Annotated in this window: 16 protein-coding genes and 1 pseudogene; 7 read left to right on the forward strand and 10 right to left on the reverse strand. The window is 60.2% G+C overall.

Annotated elements, in window-relative coordinates; all coding sequences use genetic code 11:
* The first annotated feature begins 2 nt into the window (after positions 1-2).
* The 3 genes and pseudogenes from AB7M22_RS05785 (at position 3) to AB7M22_RS05795 (ending at position 2647) form a co-directional block, all read left to right on the forward strand.
* Positions 3-828, forward strand: a pseudogene (locus AB7M22_RS05785) (mechanosensitive ion channel family protein).
* Positions 829-914: 86 nt separating this feature from the next.
* The gene (sigX, locus tag AB7M22_RS05790; RefSeq protein WP_032834987.1) at positions 915-1505 is read left to right on the forward strand and encodes an RNA polymerase sigma factor SigX; all 591 of its coding nucleotides are present in this window, start codon (positions 915-917) and stop codon (positions 1503-1505) included.
* A gap of 107 nt (positions 1506-1612) precedes the next feature.
* Positions 1613-2647 carry an OmpA family protein gene (locus AB7M22_RS05795; protein ID WP_008006978.1) on the forward strand — a complete coding sequence of 345 codons (1035 nt, stop codon included), beginning with the start codon at positions 1613-1615 and terminating at the stop codon, positions 2645-2647.
* Between the two features lie 84 nt (positions 2648-2731).
* On the opposite strand, the gene cobA is transcribed toward AB7M22_RS05795, so the two are convergent.
* From cobA to AB7M22_RS05835, 8 genes are all read right to left on the reverse strand, one after another.
* Complete coding sequence (gene cobA / locus AB7M22_RS05800) at positions 2732-3496, reverse strand: uroporphyrinogen-III C-methyltransferase (protein WP_454185530.1); 765 nt, start codon at positions 3494-3496, stop codon at positions 2732-2734.
* 10 nt (positions 3497-3506) lie between these two features.
* Positions 3507-6221 (reverse strand): nitrate reductase, encoded by a 2715-nt coding sequence (locus AB7M22_RS05805; RefSeq protein ID WP_454185531.1) that lies wholly within the window; start codon positions 6219-6221, stop codon positions 3507-3509.
* Complete coding sequence (gene nirD, locus AB7M22_RS05810) at positions 6221-6538, reverse strand: nitrite reductase small subunit NirD (protein ID WP_007902067.1); 318 nt, start codon at positions 6536-6538, stop codon at positions 6221-6223. Before nirD ends, AB7M22_RS05805 begins: the two co-directional genes overlap by 1 nt.
* Positions 6535-8988, reverse strand: coding sequence for a nitrite reductase large subunit NirB (gene nirB / locus AB7M22_RS05815; RefSeq protein WP_454185532.1), 2454 nt, complete (start codon positions 8986-8988; stop codon positions 6535-6537). Before nirB ends, nirD begins: the two co-directional genes overlap by 4 nt.
* 406 nt (positions 8989-9394) lie before the next feature.
* Positions 9395-11065: a protein kinase domain-containing protein gene (locus AB7M22_RS05820; protein WP_454185533.1), complete on the reverse strand. Its 1671-nt coding sequence runs from the start codon at positions 11063-11065 to the stop codon at positions 9395-9397.
* Between the two features lie 7 nt (positions 11066-11072).
* Positions 11073-12284, reverse strand: coding sequence for a nitrate/nitrite transporter (locus tag AB7M22_RS05825; RefSeq protein ID WP_008006983.1), 1212 nt, complete (start codon positions 12282-12284; stop codon positions 11073-11075).
* Positions 12285-12623: 339 nt separating this feature from the next.
* On the reverse strand, positions 12624-13199 hold the full coding sequence (locus AB7M22_RS05830; protein ID WP_008006986.1) for an ANTAR domain-containing response regulator: 576 nt from the start codon (positions 13197-13199) through the stop codon (positions 12624-12626).
* A 15-nt stretch (positions 13200-13214) separates the two neighbouring features.
* Positions 13215-14426 (reverse strand): CmpA/NrtA family ABC transporter substrate-binding protein, encoded by a 1212-nt coding sequence (locus AB7M22_RS05835; protein WP_454185534.1) that lies wholly within the window; start codon positions 14424-14426, stop codon positions 13215-13217.
* A gap of 230 nt (positions 14427-14656) precedes the next feature.
* Between AB7M22_RS05835 and AB7M22_RS05840 the strand changes: the two genes are divergently transcribed.
* On the forward strand, positions 14657-15676 hold the full coding sequence (locus AB7M22_RS05840) for a quinone-dependent dihydroorotate dehydrogenase (protein WP_038980250.1): 1020 nt from the start codon (positions 14657-14659) through the stop codon (positions 15674-15676).
* Between the two features lie 242 nt (positions 15677-15918).
* Here AB7M22_RS05840 and rmf read toward each other — a convergent pair whose 3' ends face one another.
* Positions 15919-16134, reverse strand: a complete 216-nt coding sequence (gene rmf, locus AB7M22_RS05845) for a ribosome modulation factor (RefSeq protein ID WP_003223300.1) — start codon at positions 16132-16134, stop codon at positions 15919-15921.
* Between the two features lie 531 nt (positions 16135-16665).
* Between rmf and rlmKL the strand changes: the two genes are divergently transcribed.
* Together rlmKL and AB7M22_RS05855 are read left to right on the forward strand one after the other, a co-directional pair.
* Positions 16666-18936 carry a bifunctional 23S rRNA (guanine(2069)-N(7))-methyltransferase RlmK/23S rRNA (guanine(2445)-N(2))-methyltransferase RlmL gene (gene rlmKL, locus AB7M22_RS05850; protein WP_008074082.1) on the forward strand — a complete coding sequence of 757 codons (2271 nt, stop codon included), beginning with the start codon at positions 16666-16668 and terminating at the stop codon, positions 18934-18936.
* Positions 18937-19077: 141 nt separating this feature from the next.
* Positions 19078-21468: a sensor domain-containing diguanylate cyclase gene (locus AB7M22_RS05855; RefSeq protein WP_454185535.1), complete on the forward strand. Its 2391-nt coding sequence runs from the start codon at positions 19078-19080 to the stop codon at positions 21466-21468.
* Between the two features lie 134 nt (positions 21469-21602).
* On the opposite strand, the gene dacB is transcribed toward AB7M22_RS05855, so the two are convergent.
* Positions 21603-23063, reverse strand: a complete 1461-nt coding sequence (gene dacB, locus AB7M22_RS05860) for a D-alanyl-D-alanine carboxypeptidase/D-alanyl-D-alanine endopeptidase (RefSeq protein ID WP_454185536.1) — start codon at positions 23061-23063, stop codon at positions 21603-21605.
* Positions 23064-23296: 233 nt separating this feature from the next.
* On the opposite strand from dacB, the gene AB7M22_RS05865 reads away from it, so the two are divergent.
* The gene (locus tag AB7M22_RS05865) at positions 23297-23641 is read left to right on the forward strand and encodes a YggL family protein (RefSeq protein ID WP_007896965.1); all 345 of its coding nucleotides are present in this window, start codon (positions 23297-23299) and stop codon (positions 23639-23641) included.
* The last annotated feature ends 34 nt before the right edge of the window (positions 23642-23675 follow it).

The following is a 23675-nucleotide window of genomic DNA, read 5'->3' on the forward strand; positions in this document are numbered from 1 at the left end:
ATATGGAACTTGATCTCTGGACTCAGAGCCTCGTCACTGCAATGACTGCGTTATGGACCAAGGTTGCAAACTTCATTCCGAACCTGTTTGGCGCACTGGTTGTGCTGCTGCTGGGTTTTGTCGTGGCCAAACTGCTGGACACGTTGCTCTCAAAATTGCTTGCCAAACTGGGCCTCGATCGCCTGATGGGCGGTACCGGGCTGACCAAATTGCTGTCCCGCGCCGGCCTTCAGGTGCCTATCTCGACGTTGATCGGCAAGATCGTCTATTGGTTCGTTCTGCTGATTTTTCTGGTTTCAGCCGCAGAATCACTTGGACTTGAACGAGTTTCGGCTACGCTGGACATGTTGGCGCTGTATTTGCCGAAAGTATTCGGCGCTGCGCTGGTGCTGCTGGTGGGTGTCTTGCTGGCGCAACTGGCCAATGGGCTGGTGCGTGGCGCGGCAGAAGGCGTAGGGCTTGATTACGCCGCGGGCCTGGGGCGAATTGCCCAAGCGCCTGGTGATCATCATCAGTATTTCGGTTGCGATCAGCCAGTTGGAGGTCAAGACTGACCTGCTCAACCATGTGATCGTGATCGTCTTGATTACCGTTGGTCTGGCGGTTGCGCTGGCCATGGGCTTGGGAAGCCGGGAAATTGCCGGTCAGATTCTTGCGGGAATCTATGTGCGTGAGTTGTATCAGGTTGGGCAACAAGTGCGTGTTGGCGAGGTCGAAGGTCAGATCGAAGAGATCGGCACGGTTAAAACCACCGTGCTGACCGATGAGGGTGAGCTAGTCTCTCTCTCGAATCGGATTCTCTTGGAGCAGCATGTGAGTAGCCGCTAACCCGGCAAATCCTGCTAATGTATGCCGCCGCAAAATGCCCTGAAGGGCTGCGGCGGACATTGACCTGACTGTCGGCCAGACTTGTTTTGAATAAAGCTCAATCGCTCTCCACGCGCTACGACCCCCGCGAGCTCTCTGATGAGGAGTTGGTCGCGCGCTCGCATACCGAGCTGTTTCACGTAACGCGCGCTTATGAAGAACTGATGCGGCGTTACCAGCGAACATTATTTAACGTTTGTGCACGGTATCTCGGGAACGATCGTGACGCAGATGATGTCTGTCAGGAAGTGATGTTGAAGGTGCTGTACGGCCTGAAGAACTTCGAGGGCAAATCGAAGTTCAAGACGTGGCTATACAGCATCACGTACAACGAGTGCATCACGCAGTATCGGAAAGAACGGCGAAAGCGTCGCTTGATGGACGCTTTGAGTCTGGACCCCCTTGAGGAAGCGTCTGAAGAAAAGACGCCAAAACCCGAGGAGAAGGGCGGACTTGATCGCTGGCTGGTGTATGTGAACCCGATCGACCGTGAAATTCTGGTGCTACGATTTGTCGCAGAGCTGGAATTTCAGGAGATCGCAGACATAATGCACATGGGTTTGAGTGCGACAAAAATGCGTTACAAACGCGCTCTAGACAAATTGCGTGAGAAATTTGCAGGCATTGCTGAAACTTAGTTCGGCGCAAATATCTCTTACGTGTAGGCAAGTTCTGATAGACTTGCCGCCGAGTTGTCCCCCGGTTTGCGGGACTGCTTCACAATCACCAGATGGGGATTTAACGGATGAAACTGAAAAACACCTTGGGCTTGGCCATTGGTTCTTTGATTGCCGCCACTTCGTTCGGCGCTCTGGCACAAGGCCAAGGCGCAGTTGAAATCGAAGGCTTCGCTAAGAAAGAACAATTCGACAGCGCTCGTAACTTCAAGAACAACGGCAACCTGTTCGGCGGTTCGATCGGTTACTTCCTGACCGACGACGTTGAACTGCGTCTGGCCTACGACGAAGTGCACAACGTGCGTTCCGACGACGGTCGTAACATCAAGGGCGCTAACACCGCTCTGGACGCCCTGTACCACTTCAACAACCCGGGCGACATGCTGCGTCCGTACGTATCGGCTGGTTTCTCCGATCAAAGCATCGGTCAGAACGGCACTGGCGGTCGTAACCGTTCTACCTTCGCCAACGTTGGCGGCGGTGCCAAGCTGTACTTCACCGACAACTTCTACGCCCGTGCCGGCGTTGAAGCTCAGTACAACATCGACCAGGGCGACACCGAGTGGGCTCCAAGCGTCGGTATCGGTGTGAACTTCGGTGGCGGCTCCAAGCCTGCTGCTGCTCCAGTTCCAGCACCAGCTGAAGTCTGCGCCGACAGCGACAACGATGGCGTTTGCGACAACGTTGACAAGTGCCCGGACACCCCAGCCAACGTAACTGTTGACGCTGATGGCTGCCCAGCAGTTGCTGAAGTTGTTCGTGTTGAGCTGGACGTGAAATTCGACTTCGACAAGTCGGTAGTCAAGCCTAACAGCTACGGCGACATCAAAAACCTGGCTGACTTCATGAAGCAGTACCCATCCACCACTACTACTGTTGAAGGTCACACTGACTCCGTCGGTCCTGACGCTTACAACCAGAAACTGTCCGAGCGTCGTGCAAACGCCGTTAAGCAAGTTCTGACCAACCAGTACGGTGTTGAATCGTCCCGCGTTCAGTCTGTTGGCTACGGCGAATCCCGCCCAGTTGCTGACAACAAAACTGAAGCTGGTCGCGCTGTAAACCGTCGCGTAGAAGCGCAGGTTGAAGCTAGCGGTAAGTAATTAGCTCGCAGCTTTGGAAAAGCCCGGCTTAGGCCGGGCTTTTCTTTGTCTGCAATTTGGTGAAAAGGGGTTGGCAAGGTAGGTTCAGGCTGATTGATCGGCCGTCATCGCGGGCAAGCCACGCTCCCACAGAGATGACGTTGCACAGGCTGCCACGGTTCCAATCACCAAAATGGCTGGGCTTTTCAATTCAAAGGCGCAGGCGTCTTTCTCCATCGCTGTCAGGTCGCTCCGACATTCCCGTTGGTGCGGCAGGGAAGCATTTTCGATCATCGCCACAGGCGTATCGGCAGCCATTCCGCCGGCCAGCAGTTGCTCGCGAATTTCACTGAGCTTCGCCACGCCCATGTAGATCACCAGCGTGGTACCCCCTTGAGCCAGGGCCTGCCAGTTCAGGCTGCTGTCATCCTGAGTGTGCGCGGTAACCAGTGTCACGCCACGCGCGACGCCCCTTAGCGTCAGCGGAATATCGCATTGGGTCGCGCCGGCAAGACCCGCGGTGATGCCATTGACCAGCTCAACCTCGACGCCACGCTCACGCAGCCACTGCGCTTCTTCACCGCCGCGCCCGAAGATGCACGGATCGCCACCCTTGAGCCGCACCACGCATTTGCCGTGGCGGGCATAACGCAACATCAGGCGATGAATGAAGGCTTGAGGCGTGGAGCGACAGCCGCCGCGCTTACCCACAGGAATAATTCGCGCATTCGGGCAATGCTCCAGCACCGCGTCATTGACCAGATCGTCGATCAGCACCACGTCCGCTTCGCGCAACGCTCGAACCGCCTTGAGGGTCAGCAATTCAGGGTCGCCAGGACCCGCACCCACCAGCCAGACTTTTGCGCTCATAGTGTTTTCCTCACGAGATGACGGCGACTGGCTGCGCGGTGGCGGCCAGCAAACGCTTGATTTCCGGGACGCAGGAGCCGCATTGCGTGCCGCAGCCCAGTTCTTGTTTCAAACCCTGCAAGTCCAGGCCACGACCGATGCCGGCACAGACCGCGTTCTGGCTGACGTTCATGCAGTTGCACAGGGTTTTGGTGCCGGATGCCGGACCGCCAGCGCTACCCGGTGGCGCACTCAAGGGTGCCAGCAGCCAACGGCGTAGCTGTTCGTCGGCGCGACCTTCGAGCCACAGGCTTTGCAGCCAGTGCTGGGCGAGGGTTTCACCGGCCAGACGAATCGCGGTGATCCGACCGTTCTCGATCCGTACCCGCTTGCCGATCGAGCGCCGAGGATCGTCGTAGGCCAACACCGGGCCATCGTTGAGCCCCAGACATTGATCGATATCACGCAACAGCTGCGGCTCTGGCGCAGTGGCGCTGGCGGCGCGTATCAGCAGTGCAGGGCGCTCACGGCCGGTAAGGCTGAGGCTTGCGTAGGAAAACGCCTCGCAGAGCGGTCGCAGCGTCTCCAAGTGTTGTTGAACATCACCCTCTATCAGGGCGAAAAGCTGCCAGGGCAATTGCACAGGCTCGAGTCGCACACCGCTGTGCTTGAGTTCCGGTTGTTTCGACAATGGGTCGAAGGCGGGAAGGGTGAGGGTATTCACGCCGCCCTTGAGAAAACGGTCGCCCCAATGCATCGGCAGGAACGCCTGGCCCGGACGTACGCTGTCGTCGCTGCTGACCGGCACGATCACCGAGCCCCGGCGACTTTTCAGATTGATCAGATCGCCCGGTTGCAGGCGATGCCGGCGCAGTTCATCCGGGTGCAGGCTCAACACGGCTTCACTGACATGGCCGAATAGCTGCGCGGCGGTGCCGGTACGGCTCATGCCGTGCCATTGATCGCGCAGGCGGCCGGTGATCAGGGTCAGCGGAAAACGCGCATCGCGCTGTTCCTTGGCGGCGCGATACGGGTCGGTGATGAACTGTGCACGCCCGCTGGCGGTCGGGAAAACTCCGTCGAGATACAGCCGCGCCGTGCCTTCGCGGGCCCCGGCGGGGAAGGGCCATTGCTGCGGGCCGAGCTGGTCGATCAGCGCATGGCTGATGCCGGAGAGGTCGAGGTCGCGGCCGCGAGTCAGGTGTTTGTATTCGTCGAAGACCTGCGCCGGGGTTTCAAAGGCAAACAGGCTGGTGGCTCCAGGGCGCAGATGTTTTTCCAGGCGCTGTGCGAAATCCACGGTGATCGCCCAGTCGGACCGTGCTTCACCGGGTGCGCCGATGGCCTGGCGGACGTGGGAAATGCGCCGTTCGGAGTTGGTTACCGTGCCGTCCTTTTCACCCCAGCTGGCGGCGGGCAGCAACAGGTCGGCGAACGCGGCGGTTTCGGTGGTGCGAAAGGCTTCCTGCAACACCACGAACGGACAGGCCTGCAGTGCCGCGCGTACAGCGGTCTGGTCCGGCAGCGACTGTGCAGGGTTGGTGCAGGCGATCCACAGGGCTTTGATCTTGCCGCTGCGCATCTGCTCGAACAGTTCGATGGCGGTCAGCCCGGTGTTTTCGGGCAGTTGATCAACGCCCCAGTAGTCGGCCACTTGCGCGCGGTGTTCGGCATTGGCGGCTTCGCGATGGCCTGGCAGCAGGTTCGACAAACTGCCGGTTTCCCGGCCGCCCATGGCATTTGGCTGACCCGTCAGCGAGAAAGGTCCTGCGCCGGGGCGACCGATTTGCCCGGTAGCCAGGTGCAGGTTGATCAACGCGCTGTTTTTCGCGCTGCCGGCGGTGGACTGATTCAGCCCCATGCACCACAGCGACAGAAAGCTCGGTGAAGTGCCGACCCATTCCGCGCATTGCTGCAGTTGCTCGACGCTGATGCCACAGAGTTGGGACACCATTGTCGGGGTGTAATCACGCACCAGGTTTTTCAGCTCGGCGAGGCCTTCGGTGTGGGCCTTGATGAAGTCGCGGTCGACCCAGTCTTCCCACAGCAACAGATGCAAAATCCCATGGAACAAGGCGACATCGGTGCCGGGCAGAATCGCCAAATGCATGTCAGCCATATCGCAGGTGTCGGTGCGCCGTGGGTCGATGACAATGACTTTCATCTGTGGGCGGCGGGATTTCGCTTCTTCCAGGCGACGAAAGAGGACCGGGTGGGCGTAGGCCATGTTGCTGCCGACGATCATCACGCAGTCGCTCAATTCCAGGTCTTCGTAGTTGCAGGGCGGGGCGTCGGCGCCGAGGCTGCGTTTGTAGCCGACCACGGCTGAAGACATGCACAGCCGTGAATTACTGTCGATGTTGTTGGTGCCCACCAGCGCTCGCGCCAGTTTGTTGAAGGCGTAGTAGTCCTCGGTCAGCAACTGCCCGGAGATATAGAACGCAACGCTGTCCGGGCCATGCTCGGCAATGGTTTCGGCGAAGACGCTGGCGGCGTGATCGAGGGCAGTGTCCCAGTCGGTGCGGCTGCGGGCCAGGCCTTTGCCCAGGCGCAGTTCCGGGTACAACGCCCGTGCCGTCAGGTCGCCAGTCAGGTGCAGGGTCGAACCTTTACTGCACAACTTGCCGAAGTTGGCCGGGTGCGCCGGATCGCCGCTGACGCCGAGGATGCGCTCGCCGTCGTGCTCGATCAGCACACCACAGCCGACCCCGCAGTAGCAGCAGGTGGAGGCGGTGATCTGGTTCATCAGCTTGCTTCCCGCAGGGCCAGCAGCACCCGGCCATTCTCGACCCGTGCCGAGTGATGGTGGGCGCAGCCGATATCCGGTGCCTGGGCCTCACCGGTTTCCAGATCGATCTGCCAGTTGTGCAGCGGGCAGGCCACCCGTTTGCCGTAGATCAAACCTTGGGACAACGGCCCGCCCTTGTGCGGGCAGCGATCGTCGAGGGCGAAAACCTCATCGTCGCTCGTACGAAAAATCGCGATGTCACCTTTCGGGCCCGCGATGATCCGCGAGCCAAGGGTATTGATCTCTTCCAGTGCGCAGATATCCAGCCAGTTCATACCGACACCTCCAGGTTCTTCACGGGAATGACCTCGAATTCTTTTTTCAGCAGCGGCTGTTCGAGGCGTTCCTTCCAGGGGTCCTGTTCGAACGACAGGGAGAATTGCAGGCGATCGTTCAGTGTCTTGCGCCGTTCCGGGTCTTCCAGCACGGCTTTCTTGATGTGTTCCATGCCGACCCGTTGCAGGTAATGCACAGTGCGTTCGAGGTAGAAGGCTTCTTCGCGATACAGCTGCAGGAAAGCGCCGTTGTATTCGCGCACTTCTTCGGCGGTTTTCAGTTTGACGAAGAATTCCGCGACTTCGGTTTTGATCCCGCCGTTGCCACCGATGTACATCTCCCAGCCGGAGTCCACGCCGATAATTCCGACGTCCTTGATCCCCGCTTCCGAGCAGTTGCGTGGGCAACCGGAGACGGCCAGTTTCACTTTGTGCGGCGACCACATGTTGAACAGGTCGTGTTCAAGCTCGATGCCCAGTTGCGTGGAGTTCTGGGTGCCGAAGCGGCAAAACTCGCTGCCGACGCAGGTCTTCACGGTGCGGATGGATTTGCCGTAGGCGTGGCCGGACGGCATGTCCAGGTCTTTCCAGACGCCTGGCAGGTCCTGCTTCTTGATCCCCAGCAAGTCGATGCGCTGGCCGCCGGTGACCTTGACCATCGGCACGTTGTACTTGTCGGCCACGTCGGCAATGCGCCGCAGCTCTGAAGGATTGGTCACACCGCCCCACATCCGAGGGACTACAGAGTAAGTGCCGTCTTTCTGAATGTTGGCGTGGGCGCGTTCGTTGATCAGGCGCGATTGCGGATCGTCCTTGGCTTCGCCCGGCCAGGTGGAAATCAGGTAGTAGTTGAGCGCCGGACGGCACGTGGCGCAACCGTTCGGGGTGCGCCAGTTCAGGTAGCTCATGGTGCCAGCGATGGTCAGCAGGTGCTGGTCGCGGATGGCCTGGCGGATTTGAGCATGGTTGAGGTCGCTGCAACCACAAATGGCTTTTTCGCTTTTCGGTTTGACGTCCGCCGCACCGCCCACGGTATTGATCAGGATCTGCTCGACGAGGCCGGCGCAGGAACCGCAAGAACTGGCGGCCTTGGTGTGTTTTTTCACGTCATCAACGCTGAACAGGCCGTGTTCCTGAATGGCCTTGACGATGGTGCCTTTGCACACGCCATTGCAGCCGCAGACTTCGGCGGTGTCGGCCATGCTCATGGCTTTGTCCTGGCCCTGGTGTCCTACATCGCCAAGAGCGTTTTCGCCGAACATCAGGTGATCGCGGATCTCGCCGATGGCATGGTTCTCACGGATCTGCCGGAAATACCAACCGCCATCTGCCGTATCGCCGTACAGACAAGCCCCGACCAGCACGTCATCCTTGATCACCAGTTTTTTGTAGACCCCACCGATCGGGTCGGAGAGGGTGATGGTTTCGGTGCCTTCTCCGCCCATGAAGTCGCCGGCGGAAAACAGGTCGATGCCGGTGACTTTCAATTTGGTCGACGTCACCGAACCTTTGTAGGTGGCGAAGCCCAATTGGGCGAGGTGGTTGGCGCACACCTTGGCCTGTTCGAACAGCGGCGCGACCAGACCGTAGGCGATGCCACGGTGGCTGGCGCATTCGCCGATGGCGTAGACCCGAGGGTCGTAGGTTTGCAGGGTGTCGTTAACCAGAATCCCGCGATTGCAAGGGATGCCGGATTTTTCCGCGAGTTCGGTATTAGGGCGAATACCGGCGGCCATCACCACCAGATCGGCGGGGATGATGTCGCCGTTCTTGAACTGCACCGAGCCAACCCGGCCATTGCCGGCGTCGTGCAGGGCCTGGGTCTGTTCGCACAGACGGAAATGCAGGCCACGGGCTTCCAGGGCGGTTTGCAGGAGTTGGCCGCTGGTTTTGTCCAGTTGCCGTTCCAGCAACCATTCGCCGATGTGCACCACGGTGACGTGCATGCCGCGCAGCATCAAGCCGTTGGCGGCTTCAAGGCCCAGCAGGCCGCCGCCGATGACCACGGCGTGCTTGTGCGTCTTGGCGGTGTCGATCATCACCTGGGTGTCGGCAATGTCGCGGTAGCCGATCACGCCCTGTAAGGTGTTGCCGGGGATTGGCAGGATGAACGGGGTCGAACCGGTGGCAATCAGCAGGCGGTCGTATTCGGCCTCGGTGCCGTCTTCGGCGATGACCCGACGTTTGACCCGATCGATCTCCACCACTTTACGGTTGAGCAGCAGCTTGATGTTGTTTTCCAGGTACCAGTCCAGATCGTTGAGCACGATCTCTTCGAAGGTCTGTTCGCCGGCCAGTACGGGCGACAGCAGGATGCGGTTGTAGTTGGTATGGGGTTCGGCGCCGAAGACCGTGATGTCGTACAGCTCGTTACTCAGCTTGAGCAGTTCTTCCAGGGTACGAACCCCGGCCATGCCGTTGCCGATCATCACCAGTTTTAGTTTTTTCATCAGGTTCTCCGGGGAGCTCGGGCCTGCCTCATCAGGGCATTCAGGCCTTGCTCGACAAAAAATTTTGCGCAAACAAAAAAAGGCGTCCCGCTAGTTAACTAGCGAGGACGCCTTTGTCCTTGTCCCGTTCTCTCGGGCAGCGCAGCCTTCTACGTTGAAGGTTGGGCTTTATGTATGTTGGGAAAGGTAATGCAGTGGTTGTGCCAAGTCGCACAAATGCGGAATTTATGGGCTCTCAGCACGGGAGGAGGGTGTTTGTGTGCACCGGTTCAATGCGCTATGCCCGGTTTTGAAGCAGAAAAAGATCAAAAGATCGCAGGCTTCGCCAGCTCCTACAGGAGATCGTGGGCACCGGTAGGAGCTGCCGCAGGCTGCGATCTTTTGATCTTTTGGTGCAGTGAAAAACTCAACCATGAAACAGCAAAAACAGCAGCACCAGATTCACCAGCAACGACACCAGCGCCAACGTCCGCCAGACTTTCAGCGGTTCGCGCTCCAGCAACGGTCTGGGGCGCACGCTCAAACTGCGGCGTTCTCCCTGTTCCAGTAGCAACAACCATTCTTCCGCCGTTTCAAAGCGCTGATCCGGCGCTGCCGCCACCGCGCGCTCCAGACTTTGCGCGATCCATTCCGGCAGGTCGGGCCGGTAGCGACTGGCGCTGACAGGCACGCCAAACCGAGGGCGCTGGAATGCTTCGATTTCGCCGTAGGGATAATGCCCGGTCAGCAGGTAATACAAGGTCACGCCGACCGCATACAAATCCTGTTGTGGTGTAGGAGGATCACCTCGAAAGGCTTCCGGCGCGATATAGCTGGGCGTTCCGGGCAGGGCGCAGGCCTGATCTTCGGACAGCCCGGGGCAGTAGGCGAGGCCGAAATCCAGCAGGCGCAACTCGCCGTCGTCCCCCAGCAGCAGGTTCTCCGGTTTGATATCACGATGCAGAATCTGCCGTCGATGCAATATGCCGATGGCCCGCAGCAAGCGTTCGGCCAAGTCCAGCCATTGAGCCAATGGCAGCGTTGCGACACGCTCATGCAGCTCTGCCAAGGTAGACCCGGAATATTCCCGCATCACGTAGTACAAATGCTGACGCTGACTGGCAGCATGGACTTCAGGGAAATGCCGCCCGGCTACACGCTTGAGAAACCATTCCTCCGACAACAATGCCTGCCCGGCCTGATGATCGTCACGAAGCGAACTGGGCAAGGTTTTCAGCAGCCAGGACTGTTGTTGTGCGTCGCGCACCCGATAGAGCAGCGATTGCTGGCTCTGGCCGAGGATCCCTTCGACCTGCCAGCCTTCGAAAGTCTGGCCCGGCTTCAGCGCAGGCGGGAGTGGCCATTGCTGCAGATGAATCAGTGCGTCGCCAATGCTGGTTTCACCGAGGGCATCGACCCGCACCAGCAAGGCGCTGGCATTGTCCTGACTGCCGGCCAGATGTGCAGCGCTGACCAGGGTCTGCGCGGCACTGTTCAGGTCAGGTTGATCGCGCAGAATCGCTGCAATGGCCGTGTCACCCAGCACGGCCCAGATGCCGTCGCTGAGCAGCACAAAACTCTCGTTCAGGCGCAGTTCGCCATCGAGAAAGTCCAGCACCAGGTGTTGATCCAGCCCAAGGGCCCGCTTGAGCACATGCTGCATGCCCGGCTGGTCCCAGACGTGATCCTCGCTTACCCGTTGCAGCGTGTCGGCGTGCCAGCGATAAACCCGGCAATCGCCGACATGCGCCAGGGTAAAGCGCCTGCCGCGCATCACCAGGGCACTGACGGTGGTCAGCAGCGGTTGCCCGCCGCCGTTAGCCTGCAACCAGCGATTTTGCGCCAGTAGCAGGCGGTCCAATGCCTGGGCGACACCCCAGGTTTCCGGGGTGGCGTAGTAGTCCAGCGCCAAGGCCTGCAAGGTTGAACGGGCCGCGAGACCGCCGTCGGCACATTGGCTGACGCCGTCGGCGATGGCGAACAGGTAACCCTTGCTCGCCGCCAGCGCCGGGGCCGGAGTGACCAGGCGCAGAGCGTCCTGGTTCTCCTCGCGGGGGCCGATGGCGCTGTGTTCGGCGAAGCTCAGTTGCAGGCTCATTCAGTCCTCACACCCGTGCTGCGGTAACGGCTGCCGAACCCCAAGTGGTTCTCCAGCGACGTTTCACACCGTGCAGACCGAACCAGGCAAGTACGCCGAGGCTGGCGAACAACCACAAGGCCAGTTGATAGCTGCCAGTGCTTTGCTTGATCGCGCCCATGCCGGCCGCCAGTGCGAAGCCACCGATGCCGCCGGCCATGCCGATCAGGCCGGTCATCACACCGATCTCCCGACGAAAACGCTGCGGGACCAACTGGAATACTGCACCGTTGCCTGCACCCAAACCGAGCATGGTGCAGACGAAAAGCGCTAACGCAGCGTAGGAACTCGGCAGATTGAAACCCACTGTCGCAATGCAGATCGCCGCCACGGTGTACATCGCCAGCAGGGTGCGAATCCCGCCGAAGCGATCCGCCAGCGCGCCGCCCAACGGACGCATCAGGCTGCCACCGAACACACAAGCAGCAGTGTAGTAGCCGGCGGTCACCGGGCTCAGGCCGTACTGGTCGTTGAAGTAGCCGGGCAGAGCGCTGGCCAGACCGATGAAGCCACCGAAGGTCACGCTGTAGAAAAACATGAACCACCAGCTGTCGCGATCACCCAGGGCCTTGAAATAGTCAGACACGGACTTGGCTTTCGGGCGCTCGGGTGCATTCTTTGCCAGCCAAGCGAAGACGATCAAGGTCAGGATCAGCGGGATCAGGGCGAAGCCGAACACGTTGCTCCAGCCAAATGCGGCGGCCAGCACCGGAGCGATCAAGGCAGCGAGCACGGTGCCCGAGTTACCGGCACCGGCAATGCCCATGGCTTTGCCTTGGTGCTGGGGCGGATACCATTGCGAGGCCAACGGCAGGGCGACGGCGAAGGACGCACCGGCCATGCCGAGGAACAGGCCCAGCAGCAACGCCTGTTCATAACTGTGGATGCCGACTTTCCAGGCGACGAACAGGGCGCAGATGACGATCACCTGACCGATTATCCCAGCGGTTTTTGGCGATAGGCGATCAGCCAGCAGGCCCATCGCAAAGCGCAATACGGCCCCGGCCAGAATCGGCGTGGCCACCACCAGCCCACGCTGTTGGGTGGTCAGGTGCAGATCAGCGGCGATCTGCACCGCCAGAGGGCCGAGCAGGTACCAGACCATGAAGCTCAGATCGAAATAGAGGAAGGCTGCGAACAGTGTCGGGGTATGGCCGGATTTCCAGAAGCTTGAATTCATCGCGCACCTCAGCTGTCAGGCGTATCAAGAAGGAGTCATGAGCTTGCAGGTGGGGCGCCGCAACGGCCGCACCACCAGCCCCGGTCTCTGGGGCCAAAACGGAAAAACGCCGCTACCCGATCCGCCAGGGGGCGAATGAGGTGAGCGACGTCTTTGTCGTAGGTGGGGCAACCGCCGTTGGTTACCTTGCAGTGATTTACTTAGCGAGATTTGTGCCAACACGTGAGATCGCGTTGTGGCCATCGCGGGCAAGCCCGCTCCCACAGGTTTTGTGGACACCGAAGATCCATGTGGGAGCGGGCTTGCCCGCGATGGCGTCCTCCAATGCACCACAAGGCTTCAACCAAGCAGTTCACTCATGGCAATGATCTGCTCCGCCACCTGTATCAGCTTCTGCTGGCGACTCATGGCCTGGCGGCGCATCAGGGTGTAGGCCTCTTCTTCGTTGCAGTCCTTCATCTTCATCAGCAGCCCCTTGGCCAGCTCGATGCGCTTGCGCTCGGCCAGTTGCTGGTCGCGGGCATGCAGTTGCGCGCGCAGGGCCTGGTCGCTTTCAAAGCGCGCCATGGCCACGTCGAGAATCGGCTGCAAGCGTTGTGCGTGAATGCCTTCGACGATGTAGGCACTGACGCCGGACTTGATCGCGCGGCGCATCACGTCAGGGTCGTGCTCGTCGGTGAACATCACAATCGGCCGTGGTTGGTCACGGGTCACCAGCACCACTTGCTCCATCACATCGCGGCTCGGTGACTCGGTATCGATCAGGATCACGTCCGGACGCACCGTTTCGACGCGCGCGGGCAGGTCAATGGTCAGGCCGGACTCGTCGATGACCTCGAACCCGGCTTCGGTCAGAGCCGCCTTCAGACGCCCGACTTTTTTCGCAGTGTCATTGATCAGCAGGATACGCAACATATTCGTAGGCTCCTGTCAGCGGCTGGCGAGAAGGGGAGCGCTGTCGCTCATGGCGTGCAGCGTGAAGCTGCGGGCATAGCCGGCCGGGTCCGAGCCGTCCCAGACTTTGCCGTCGATCAGTTGACTGCTGCGCATTTCCTGGCTCCGGGCGGACACACCGACAGCAGTGGCGGCCTCACGGTATAAGTCTAGTTGCTGGACCTGACGGGCCACGCCGAGGTAATCCGGGTCGTCACGCAACAAACCCCAGCGCCGGAACTGGGTCATGAACCACATACCGTCGGACAAATACGGAAAATTGACCTCACCACCACCGTGGAAACGCATGGCGTGCGGGTCTTGCCAGCGATTGCCCAGACCGTCGGCGTAATCACCGAGCAAGCGTGGTTTGATGCAGTCGAGCGGTGCATCCAGATACTCAGGCGCACTCAACAGTTGCGCGGTGCTGCGGCGATTTTCGCGGCTGGCTTCGATGAATCGACTGGCTTCGAGGATCGCCATCACCAATGCCCGTGCGGTGTTGGGGTACTGCTCGACAAAGGCGCGGGTGCAGCCGAGGACTTTTTCCGGGTGATCGGGCCAGAGGGTCTGGCTGGTGGCCATCGTAAACCCGAGATTCTGCTGCACCGCACTGGCCGCCCACGGCTCGCCGACGCAGAAGCCGTCGATGCGCCCGGCTTGCAGGTGCGCGACCATTTGCGGCGGTGGCACCACCACGCTGTCGACATCCTGCAACGGATGAATGCCCTGACTCGCGAGCCAGTAATACAGCCACATGGCGTGGGTGCCTGTGGGAAATGTCTGGGCGAAGGTCAGTTTTGGGCGACTTTGGTGCACATGACGATCGAGTGCTTCAGGACTGGTCACACCCAGGGCCTGCAAGCCGTGGGAGAGGTTGATGCTCTGGCCGTTCTGGTTCAGGCCCATGAGCACGGCCATGTCGGTGGAGGCTACGCCGCCGATGCCCAGGTGCACGGCGTAAATCAGGCCGTACAGGCTGTGGGCGGCGTCCAGTTCGCCGCTGACCAGTTTGTCTCGCAGGTTGGCCCAGGACGATTGGCGCTTGAGGTTCAGGGTCAGGCCGTAGGGTTGGGCGAAGCCCTGAGTGGCCGCGACCACTACTGAGGCGCAGTCGCTCAGGGCCATGAAGCCGAGGTTGATTTCAGTCTTTTCCGGGGCATCGCTGCCGTTGACCCAGGCCAGAGGGCCGGCTGATGGTTCGTTCATCGATTTCGCACCTTCCAAAAAAAAGCGTCGTCCCAAGGCCCTTGCATGGGCAAAGCCGGGTGACGACGCCATTGTCCTTCCACTCATCCCGCCGTTGGCATGAGTGCTGATGCCTGTGATTGGTGCAAGGCATATGCCATCGCCGGCTGATTTTGTTGCGCGCCTCGCCTGTGGACCCGATGCACGGCTATAATCGCCGCCTCTCATCGCCAACCGAGTCAAGCCTGCCCATGTACACCCTGGCCCGTCAGCTGCTGTTCAAACTTTCCCCGGAAACCTCCCACGATCTGTCCCTGGACCTGATCGGCGCGGGCGGGCGTTTGGGCCTTAACGGCTTGCTGTGCAAGGCACCGGCGAAACTGCCGGTAACGGTCATGGGCCTGGAGTTCCCGAACCCGGTGGGTTTGGCGGCCGGTCTGGACAAGAACGGTGCAGCAATCGATGGTTTTGCCCAATTGGGTTTCGGTTTCGTCGAAATCGGCACCATTACGCCGCGACCGCAACCGGGTAACCCGAAACCACGGATTTTCCGCTTGCCGGACGCCGAGGCGATCATCAACCGCATGGGTTTCAATAACCTCGGCGTCGATCACTTGCTCGCTCGCGTGGCGGCGGCCAAGTACAAGGGCGTGCTGGGCATCAACATCGGCAAGAATTTCGATACCCCGGTTGAGCGTGCGGTCGATGACTACCTGATCTGCCTGGACAAGGTCTATGCCCACGCCAGCTACGTGACGGTCAACGTCAGTTCGCCGAACACCCCGGGCCTGCGCAGCCTGCAATTCGGCGATTCGCTCAAGCAATTGCTCGCCGACCTGGCCACCCGCCGGGCGGAACTGGCCCTGCGCCACGGCAAGCATGTACCGCTGGCGATCAAAATCGCGCCGGACATGACTGACGAAGAAACCGCTCAAGTAGCCCAGGCGTTGATCGAAACCGGGATGGACGCAGTGATTGCCACCAACACCACCCTGAGCCGCGTCGGTGTCGAAGGCATGGAACATGGTGACGAGGCGGGCGGGTTGTCCGGCGCACCGGTTCGCGACAAGAGCACTCACACTGTGAAGGTGCTGGCGGCGGAACTGGCCGGTCGCTTGCCGATCATTGCCGTGGGCGGTATCACCGAAGGCAAGCACGCGGCTGAGAAAATCGCCGCGGGTGCGAGCCTGGTGCAGCTCTATTCCGGCTTCATCTACAAAGGCCCGGCGCTGATTCGTGAATCGGTGGACGCCATCGCCGCGCTGCGCTAATCCCTGTGGGAGCGAGCCTGCTCGCGATGACGGATTGACAGGCAACATCTTTGTTGAATGTTGAACCGCTATCGCGAGCAGGCTCGCTCCCACAGTGTGTTTACAGCTCAAGTTGAGTTTTATGCAGGCACAAAAAAGGGCTCCTCGAAGGAGCCCCTGGGCCGAAGCCCGCCGTCCGGATGGGACGTGCGTGGTTAAGTCGTTGCGTAATCAGATTGTCGTGTCGGAGTGTGTGCCCTGTATTAGCCGACGGCGTGAAGTTCGTTGAGTCTGTGGATTCCCGCAGTGCCGGTCATACCGTCCCAGTTGTCGCCGCGTCCTTCTCGCCAGCCATTGATCCAGGCTTGGCGTACCGACGGTAGAGTAAAGGGGCAAAGCTCACGGGATTTACCACCAACGCCATATTGATATCCGCGCAAAAATGCTCTTTCCAACGGATCACGCTTAAGTCTTCTCATAGGGTGTTGCCCTCACTTGTTGACTGTATGTATCGCGTCGACCTCAATCGAGGTCAGGCAGAAAAATTCTGCCGTTGGTGGCTCGCTGCCGGCGTCGCGAGCCAAGGTGTTGACGCCGTTGCGACGTCAACCTGAGTTGAGTTCTAACCAATGCGTCACACCGAGGGAATGATCGTTTTGTCATAAGAACGTAACCATAAAGATGCTATGGCCATAAGTAACACGATATTTGTCCCGTGTTCATTGGCCAAAGCCCGGTATGATCGGCCCTGCGCGGGATGAGAGGGTTGAGGCCTTTAACGAGAATGACACCCGTTCACTTGGGCACTATTCGACGAAGGGTCGACTTATGACATTTTGTTGCATCAACTTTTTTATCTGCCCTGGCATCTAAGCTCTTTTAAACCCGAGCAGTCAGGGTGGGACGGCACACCTTCGTGCCACGCGGGCGTTCTGTTAGAAAAACGCCTGATTGAAAACCGGATCGGCAATGCGTTGCCGGTTCACTTAGCTAAAGGCTCTGGAATTACCATGTCCGATCGTTTCGAACTCTTCCTCACTTGCCCCAAAGGCCTTGAAGGCCTGCTCATCGAGGAAGCCGTCGGGCTTGGCCTTGAAGAAGCACGTGAGCACACCTCGGCTGTGCGCGGCATGGCCACCATGGAAACCGCCTATCGCCTGTGCCTCTGGTCGCGTCTGGCGAACCGCGTGCTGCTGGTGCTCAAGCGCTTCCCGATGAAGGACGCCGAAGACCTCTATCACGGCGTGCTGGATATCGAGTGGCAAGACCACATGCTCAACGATGGCACCCTGGCCGTCGAATTCAGCGGTCACGGTTCGGGCATTGATAACACCCACTTCGGCGCCTTGAAGGTCAAGGATGCGATCGTCGATAAACTGCGCACCCCGCAAGGCGATCGCCCGTCCATCGACAAGCTCAACCCGGACCTGCGCATTCACCTGCGTCTGGACCGTGGCGAAGCGATTTTGTCCCTCGACCTTTCCGGTCACAGCCTGCACCAGCGTGGTTATCGCTTGCAGCAGGGTGCGGCGCCGCTGAAGGAAAACCTCGCGGCAGCGATTCTGATCCGTTCCGGCTGGCCACGGATTGCCGCCGATGGCGGCGCACTGGCTGACCCGATGTGCGGTGTCGGTACGTTCCTGGTCGAAGCCGCAATGATCGCCGCCGACATGGCGCCGAACCTGCGTCGTGAGCAGTGGGGCTTCACCGCCTGGCTCGGTCACGTGCCGGCGCTGTGGAAAAAGCTCCACGAAGAAGCCACCGAACGCGCCGCGGCCGGCCTGGCCAAGCCACCGCTGTGGATTCGCGGTTACGAAGCTGACCCGCGCCTGATTCAACCGGGCCGCAATAACGTCGAACGTGCCGGCCTGAGCGAGTGGATCAAGATCTACCAGGGTGAAGTCGCGACGTTCGAGCCGCGCCCGGACCAGAACCAGAAAGGCCTGGTGATCTGCAACCCTCCGTACGGCGAGCGTCTGGGCGATGAGGCGAGCCTGCTCTACCTCTACCAGAACCTCGGCGAACGTCTGCGTCAGGCGTGCCTGAACTGGGAAGCGGCGGTGTTCACCGGCGCCCCGGACCTGGGCAAGCGCATGGGCATCCGCAGCCACAAGCAGTACTCGTTCTGGAACGGCGCCTTGCCGTGCAAATTGCTGCTGATCAAGGTCACGCCGGACCAGTTCGTCACCGGTGAGCGTCGCACCCCGGAACAGCGCCAGATCGAGCGCGAACAGGCCGAGTCCGATGCACCGTCGAACATCGAAGCGCCGGGCAAGTACGAGAAGTACAACAAGAACGGCAACCCGATCAAACCGGCACCGGTGGTGATCGAGCAACCGCGCTTGAGCGAAGGTGGGCAGATGTTTGCCAACCGTCTGCAAAAAAACCTCAAGGCGCTGGGCAAGTGGGTCAAGCGTGAAGGCATCGACTGCTACCGCGTCTACGATGCCGACATGCCGGAATATTCCATGGCCATCGACCTGTATCACGACTGGGTCCACGTTCAGGAATACGCCGCTCCGAAATCCATCGATCCGGAAAAGGCCTCGGCACGGATGTTCGATGCCCTGGCGGCGATCCCGCAAGCGTTGAACATCGACAAGAACCGCGTGGTGGTCAAACGTCGCGAGCGTCAGAGTGGCACCAAGCAGTACGAACGCCAGAGCGCACAGGGCAAGTTCAATGAGGTCAACGAAGGCGGCGTGAAGCTGCTGGTGAACCTCACCGACTACCTCGACACCGGGCTGTTCCTCGACCACCGGCCGATGCGTATGCGGATTCAGAAAGAGGCGGCCGGCAAGCGCTTCCTCAACCTGTATTGCTACACCGCGACCGCCAGCGTTCATGCAGCCAAGGGCGGTGCGCGCAGCACCACCAGCGTCGACCTGTCGAAAACCTATCTGGATTGGGCGCGTCGCAACCTGTCGCTGAACGGTTTTTCCGACAAGAACCGTCTGGAGCAGGGCGATGTGATGGTCTGGCTCGATGCCTGCCGTGATGAGTACGACCTGATCTTCATTGACCCGCCGACCTTCTCCAACTCCAAGCGCATGGAAGGGATCTTCGACGTGCAGCGTGATCAGGTGCAGTTGATCGACCTGGCGATGGCACGTCTGGCGCCGGGCGGGGTGTTGTACTTCTCCAACAACTTCCGCAAGTTCACGCTTGAGGAAAACCTCACCGAGCGTTATGCCGTTGAAGAAATCACCGCCCAGACCATCGATCCGGATTTCGCCCGTAATGGCAAGATCCATCGTGCCTGGAAGATCACTGCACGCTGACACTTGAGCCTGATTGGATCCAGAGCCTTGATTTTTAAAGGCTCTTGGGTTCTTTCAGTGCTGGTCAAATTAGTGGCTAATAGCTATAACTCAACAGTGGCCAAAGGGCTTTTCCGGCACCTGGCGTTCTGAGTTGCCTCTATGTCGTTGCACGCCGTGCGCCCCAAGATCCTGGGTTTTATCCGCGAAGATGTTTCGGCCTGGCTGGTCGCACTGTTGGCATTGCTCGTCGGCGGGATTCTCACGGGATTGCTGGCCTGGGCGACGTTCAATCAGTTTCATCAGCAATTGCGGCAACGTTTCCAGCTGCTCGCCAGTGAACGTTACAGCCGTATCGAAGAGCGTTTCGAAGATCAGGAGCAGCGCCTCGACGGCCTGCGCCGGTTCTTTGCCAATTCCGAGTCGGTGGCCCGTGAGGAATTCGACGGTTACGCCAAACCTCTTTTGCATCGCACCCAGGCCTATTCCTGGGCTCCCCGGGTTTCCCGCGCCGAACGACCCCTGCTTGAACGCGCGGTGCGTGAAGAAGGCTTGAGCGATTTCACCTTTCGCGAACTCAACGCCGATGGTCAGTGGCAACCGGCCGGCGAGCGCGACGAGTACGTGCCGGTGTTCTACATCCAAACCCAGAGCCAACTCCCCACACCGCTGGGTTACGACCTGCTGGCCGAGCCCCTGCGCCGTTCCACGCTGGAGCGGGCCGATCGCAATGGCCGCATGACCGTGTCGCAACCGTTGCATCTGGTAGGCGTCGAGCCCACCTATTCGCGGGGTGTCTTGCTGGTGGCGCCGGTCACTCGTCAGAACACTCCGAGTGCCGGGCCCGCCGGTTATGTCATGGCGGTGATCAGCATGCGTCAGCTGCTGGCGGACGGACTGCCGGAAGGGAATCAGGACTCTCTCTCGGTGCGTATCCTCGATTTGTCCACCGCGGATCAGCACGAAGTATTGTACGAGTCGACCAACACGGCGGGGGCCAGTGACTTGTCCTCCACGCGATTGCTGCGTCTGGCCGACCATGATTATCAAGTGGATATGCGCCCCAGCGCCGCGTTCCTGAAAGCCAACCATTCCTCGGTGGTCAGCCTGGTGGTGCTCGGCGGTTTGCTCAGCCTGTTGCTCAGTGTGTTTCTCTATGTGTTGGTCAGCCAGCGCCAACGGGCGCTGAGAATGGTCGAACAACGGACCCAGGAACTTCACGACCGTGAGCAAGAGTTGCGCGGCACGCATGGCCAGCTGCGCGGTGTGCTGGATGCCGCGACTCAAGTGGCGATCATCGCCACCGACCTGCGCGGGATCATCAGCACCTTCAATGCCGGTGCAGAGCAAATGCTCGGTTACTCCAGTGCGCAGGTCGTGGGCCACATGACCCTGGAGAACCTGCACCTGCCCCGGGAGCTCGAGGCGCGCTCGGCGGAGTTGAGCGCGCGCTATGGCAAGCCGATTCCGACGTGTCAGGCGATGTTGGTTGAAGGCGGGGAAGAGGGCGGTCACGAAGCGCGAGAGTGGACACTGGTCCGCCACGACGGCAGTCACTTGACGGTGAACATGCTGGCGGCCCCGGTTCTCGACGAGCAAGGCTTGTGGGTCGGGCACCTGGCGATCTGTATCGATATCACCGAACGCAAACGCGTCCACGAGGCCCTGGCGGCACGCGACCTGTTGTTGAAGAAACTCAGCGCCCATGTGCCTGGCGGGATCTACCAGTTCAAGATGGAGTTCGATGGGCGCTTCAGCGTGATCTACGCCAGCGACGGTATGCGCGATATCTACGAACTCGAGCCGGAGGTGCTGTTGCTCAACGCCGAAGCGGTGTTCGCGCGGATTCATCCTCAGGACACGCGCCGGGTCCGCGCTTCGATCCTGGCGTCGGCGGACACTCTCAGCCCCTGGCGCGAAGAGTACCGCGTGCAATTGCCCGAGCGTGGTCTGCGTTGGGTCCGCGGTGAAGCGACGCCGGAGGAACTGCCCGGTGGCGGTGTGCTGTGGCATGGCTACATTTCGGACATCTCCGACCTCAAGCGGGTGGAAGAGGAATTGCGCGCACTGTCGGTGACCGACTCCCTGACCGGAATCCATAACCGTCGCTATTTCCAGGAGCGCCTGACCACCGAAATGGCCCGGGTCGAGCGCGGCGGTGGCGAGTTGTCGGTGATCATGCTCGACATCGATCACTTCAAACGCATCAACGATCAGCACGGTCATGCCGTGGGTGATCGGGTATTGCAGGCCGTGTGCGAGCGCATTGGCGGCCGCCTGCGGCGCACCGATGTGTTCTGTCGCCTGGGCGGCGAAGAGTTCATGGTGCTCTGTCCGGATATCGACGGCGAACAGGCTCATGTGCTGGCCGTGGAGTTGTGGCAAGGGTTGCGCAGTGCGCCGATCGATGAAGTCGGGATCGTCACCGCGAGTTTCGGGATTGCCAGCTGGCGGGCCGGAGAGGGCGCGGATGCGCTGCTGTTGCGGGCGGACTCAGGGGTGTATGCGGCGAAGCAGGCGGGAAGGGATCGAGTTGAGGGACAGATGGATTAGGTCAGGCAGGATGTGATCGTTCCCACGCTCTGCGTGGGAATGCCTCAATGGACGCTCCGCGTCCGCTTCGGCAGGGACGCGGAGCGTCACCGGCTGCATTCCCACGCAGAGCGTGGGAATGATCAGGTTGGGGGTTACAACACCGAAGCCGTTTCCGGCAGTTTCGGCTGGCGGTACAGATCCAGCAGCACCTGATCCAGCACCGAGGAGGCGCCGAACGGTGCCTTGTCGTTGAGGATCGCCACCACCGCCCAGGTATTGCCATTGATGTCGCGGCTGTAGCCGGAAATGGCGCGTACGGTGTTCAGGGTGCCGGTCTTGACGTGGGCTTCACCGCGCATCGCGGTGGTCTTCAGGCGTTTGCGCATGGTGCCGTCGGTGCCGGCAATTGGCATCGAGCTGATGAACTCGGCGGAATACGGGCTGCGCCAGGCGGCTTGCAGCATCGCGGCCATTTCACGCGCACTCACTCGCTCGGCGCGGGACAGACCGGAGCCGTTCTCCATCACCAAGTGCGGTGCGGTGATGCCTTTCTGCGCCAGCCACTGACGCACCACGCGCTGGGCCGCTTTGGCGTCGTCACCGTCGGCATCCGTGCGGAACTTCTGGCCCAGGCTCAGGAACAACTGCTGAGCCATGGTGTTGTTACTGTATTTGTTGATGTCGCGAATGATCTCCGCCAGGTCTGGCGAGTAGGCCCGGGCCAGCACCTTGGCGTTGCTTGGCGTCGGTGCCAGACGATCCTGGCCCTGGATGCTGCCGCCCAATTCCTTCCAGATCGCCCGCACGGCGCCGGCGGTGTAGGTCGCGTGGTCGAGCAGCGACAGGTAGGTCTGGGAGCTGCAGCCTTCGCCCAACTGGCCGCCGACGGTCACGGTGACGCTGCCATCAGCCTGGGGCACCGGGTTGTAACGCACGCCACCGGTGCATTGCTTGGAGTTGAGCGCCTTGACCTGATTGTCGATGCGGATGCTGGCAATCGGCGGTTCGACCGACACCAGGACCTTGCCCGAGTCGTTGCGAGCCACGAAGCGCAGGGCCTTGAGGTTGACCAACAGCGCGTCGGGCTTGACCAGGAACGGTTTGTTCTCGTCGTTGCCGTCGTCGTTGAATTCAGGCAGTTGCGGTTGCACGAAGAAGCCGCGGTCCAGCACCAGGTCGCCGGTGACCTGGGTCACGCCGTTGGCCCGCAAGTCGCGCATCAGCAACCAGAGTTTTTCCATGTTCAGCTTCGGATCGCCGCCACCCTTGAGGTAGAGGTTGCCGTTGAGGATGCCACCGCTGAGGGTGCCGTCGGTGTAGAACTCGGTTTTCCACTGATGGTTCGGGCCGAGCATTTCCAGCGCGGCATACGTGGTCACCAGCTTCATGGTCGAGGCCGGGTTGACCGAAACGTCAGCGTTATGAATGGTTGGGGTGCCCGGGCCGTTGAGCGGGATCATCACCAGCGACAGGGCACTGTCTTGCAACTTGCTGGCCTTGAGGGCCTTTTCGACGTTGGGCGACAGGGCTGTGTTGATCGAAGCGGCGGAAACGGGAAGGGCCAGGGGCAGAAGAAGGCTGGCCAGCAGCAATGGACGCAAAGATTTGATCATCTGAAATAAAACCCTACAGCCGAGGGGAAAAAGACGAGGGCATGGAGATAAATTCCCTCAGCGGTCATGAAAGTGTCGGCATTATGCCCCAAGGTGTAACGGCTTGTGCCGTACTCTGGTCGTCTAATCGGCTATTTTTTTACCGGCGGTAGGTGTAGCGCCGTTCTGAGACGGGCAATCGGTGCCTTAAACTGCTAAAGTGCGGCCCGTTATTACTTATGAGGATTGTTCCAATGGCGACTAACCGTTCCCAGCGTCTGCGCAAAAAACTGTGCGTCGATGAATTTCAAGAGCTGGGTTTCGAACTGAACCTGGATTTCAAAGAAGATTTGGCTGATGAAGCCATTGATGCTTTCCTCGACGCGTTCCTGAAAGAAGCCATGGAAGCCAACGGTCTGGGCTATGTTGGCGGCGACGACTTCGGTCTGGTTTGCCTGCAGAAGCGTGGCTCGGTCTCCGAAGAGCAGCGTGCCGCTGTTGAAGCCTGGCTCAAAGGCCGCAGCGAACTGACCGAAGCAACCGTCAGCCCGCTGATCGACGTCTGGTACCCGGAAAAGCCGATCAATCCGGTAGCTTGATGTTCTAAAAAACGGCGACCCAAGGGTCGCCGTT

The sequence above is a fragment of the Pseudomonas sp. ADAK2 TE3594 genome, assembly GCF_053628675.1.

Bases quoted from the DNA above. Each gene is read 5' to 3' on its own strand.
- rlmKL (WP_008074082.1), top strand. From the start codon at position 16,666: ATGTCCGATCGTTTCGAACTCTTCCTCACTTGCCCCAAAGGCCTTGAA.
- AB7M22_RS05865 (WP_007896965.1), top strand. From the start codon at position 23,297: ATGGCGACTAACCGTTCCCAGCGTCTGCGCAAAAAACTGTGCGTCGAT.
- AB7M22_RS05840 (WP_038980250.1), top strand. From the start codon at position 14,657: ATGTACACCCTGGCCCGTCAGCTGCTGTTCAAACTTTCCCCGGAAACC.
- dacB (WP_454185536.1), bottom strand. From the start codon at position 23,063: ATGATCAAATCTTTGCGTCCATTGCTGCTGGCCAGCCTTCTTCTGCCC.
- AB7M22_RS05825 (WP_008006983.1), bottom strand. From the start codon at position 12,284: ATGAATTCAAGCTTCTGGAAATCCGGCCATACCCCGACACTGTTCGCA.
- nirB (WP_454185532.1), bottom strand. From the start codon at position 8,988: ATGAAAAAACTAAAACTGGTGATGATCGGCAACGGCATGGCCGGGGTT.
- AB7M22_RS05855 (WP_454185535.1), top strand. From the start codon at position 19,078: ATGTCGTTGCACGCCGTGCGCCCCAAGATCCTGGGTTTTATCCGCGAA.
- rmf (WP_003223300.1), bottom strand. From the start codon at position 16,134: ATGAGAAGACTTAAGCGTGATCCGTTGGAAAGAGCATTTTTGCGCGGA.
- AB7M22_RS05830 (WP_008006986.1), bottom strand. From the start codon at position 13,199: ATGTTGCGTATCCTGCTGATCAATGACACTGCGAAAAAAGTCGGGCGT.
- nirD (WP_007902067.1), bottom strand. From the start codon at position 6,538: ATGAACTGGCTGGATATCTGCGCACTGGAAGAGATCAATACCCTTGGC.
- AB7M22_RS05835 (WP_454185534.1), bottom strand. From the start codon at position 14,426: ATGAACGAACCATCAGCCGGCCCTCTGGCCTGGGTCAACGGCAGCGAT.
- AB7M22_RS05820 (WP_454185533.1), bottom strand. From the start codon at position 11,065: ATGAGCCTGCAACTGAGCTTCGCCGAACACAGCGCCATCGGCCCCCGC.
- AB7M22_RS05805 (WP_454185531.1), bottom strand. From the start codon at position 6,221: ATGAACCAGATCACCGCCTCCACCTGCTGCTACTGCGGGGTCGGCTGT.
- cobA (WP_454185530.1), bottom strand. From the start codon at position 3,496: ATGAGCGCAAAAGTCTGGCTGGTGGGTGCGGGTCCTGGCGACCCTGAA.
- AB7M22_RS05795 (WP_008006978.1), top strand. From the start codon at position 1,613: ATGAAACTGAAAAACACCTTGGGCTTGGCCATTGGTTCTTTGATTGCC.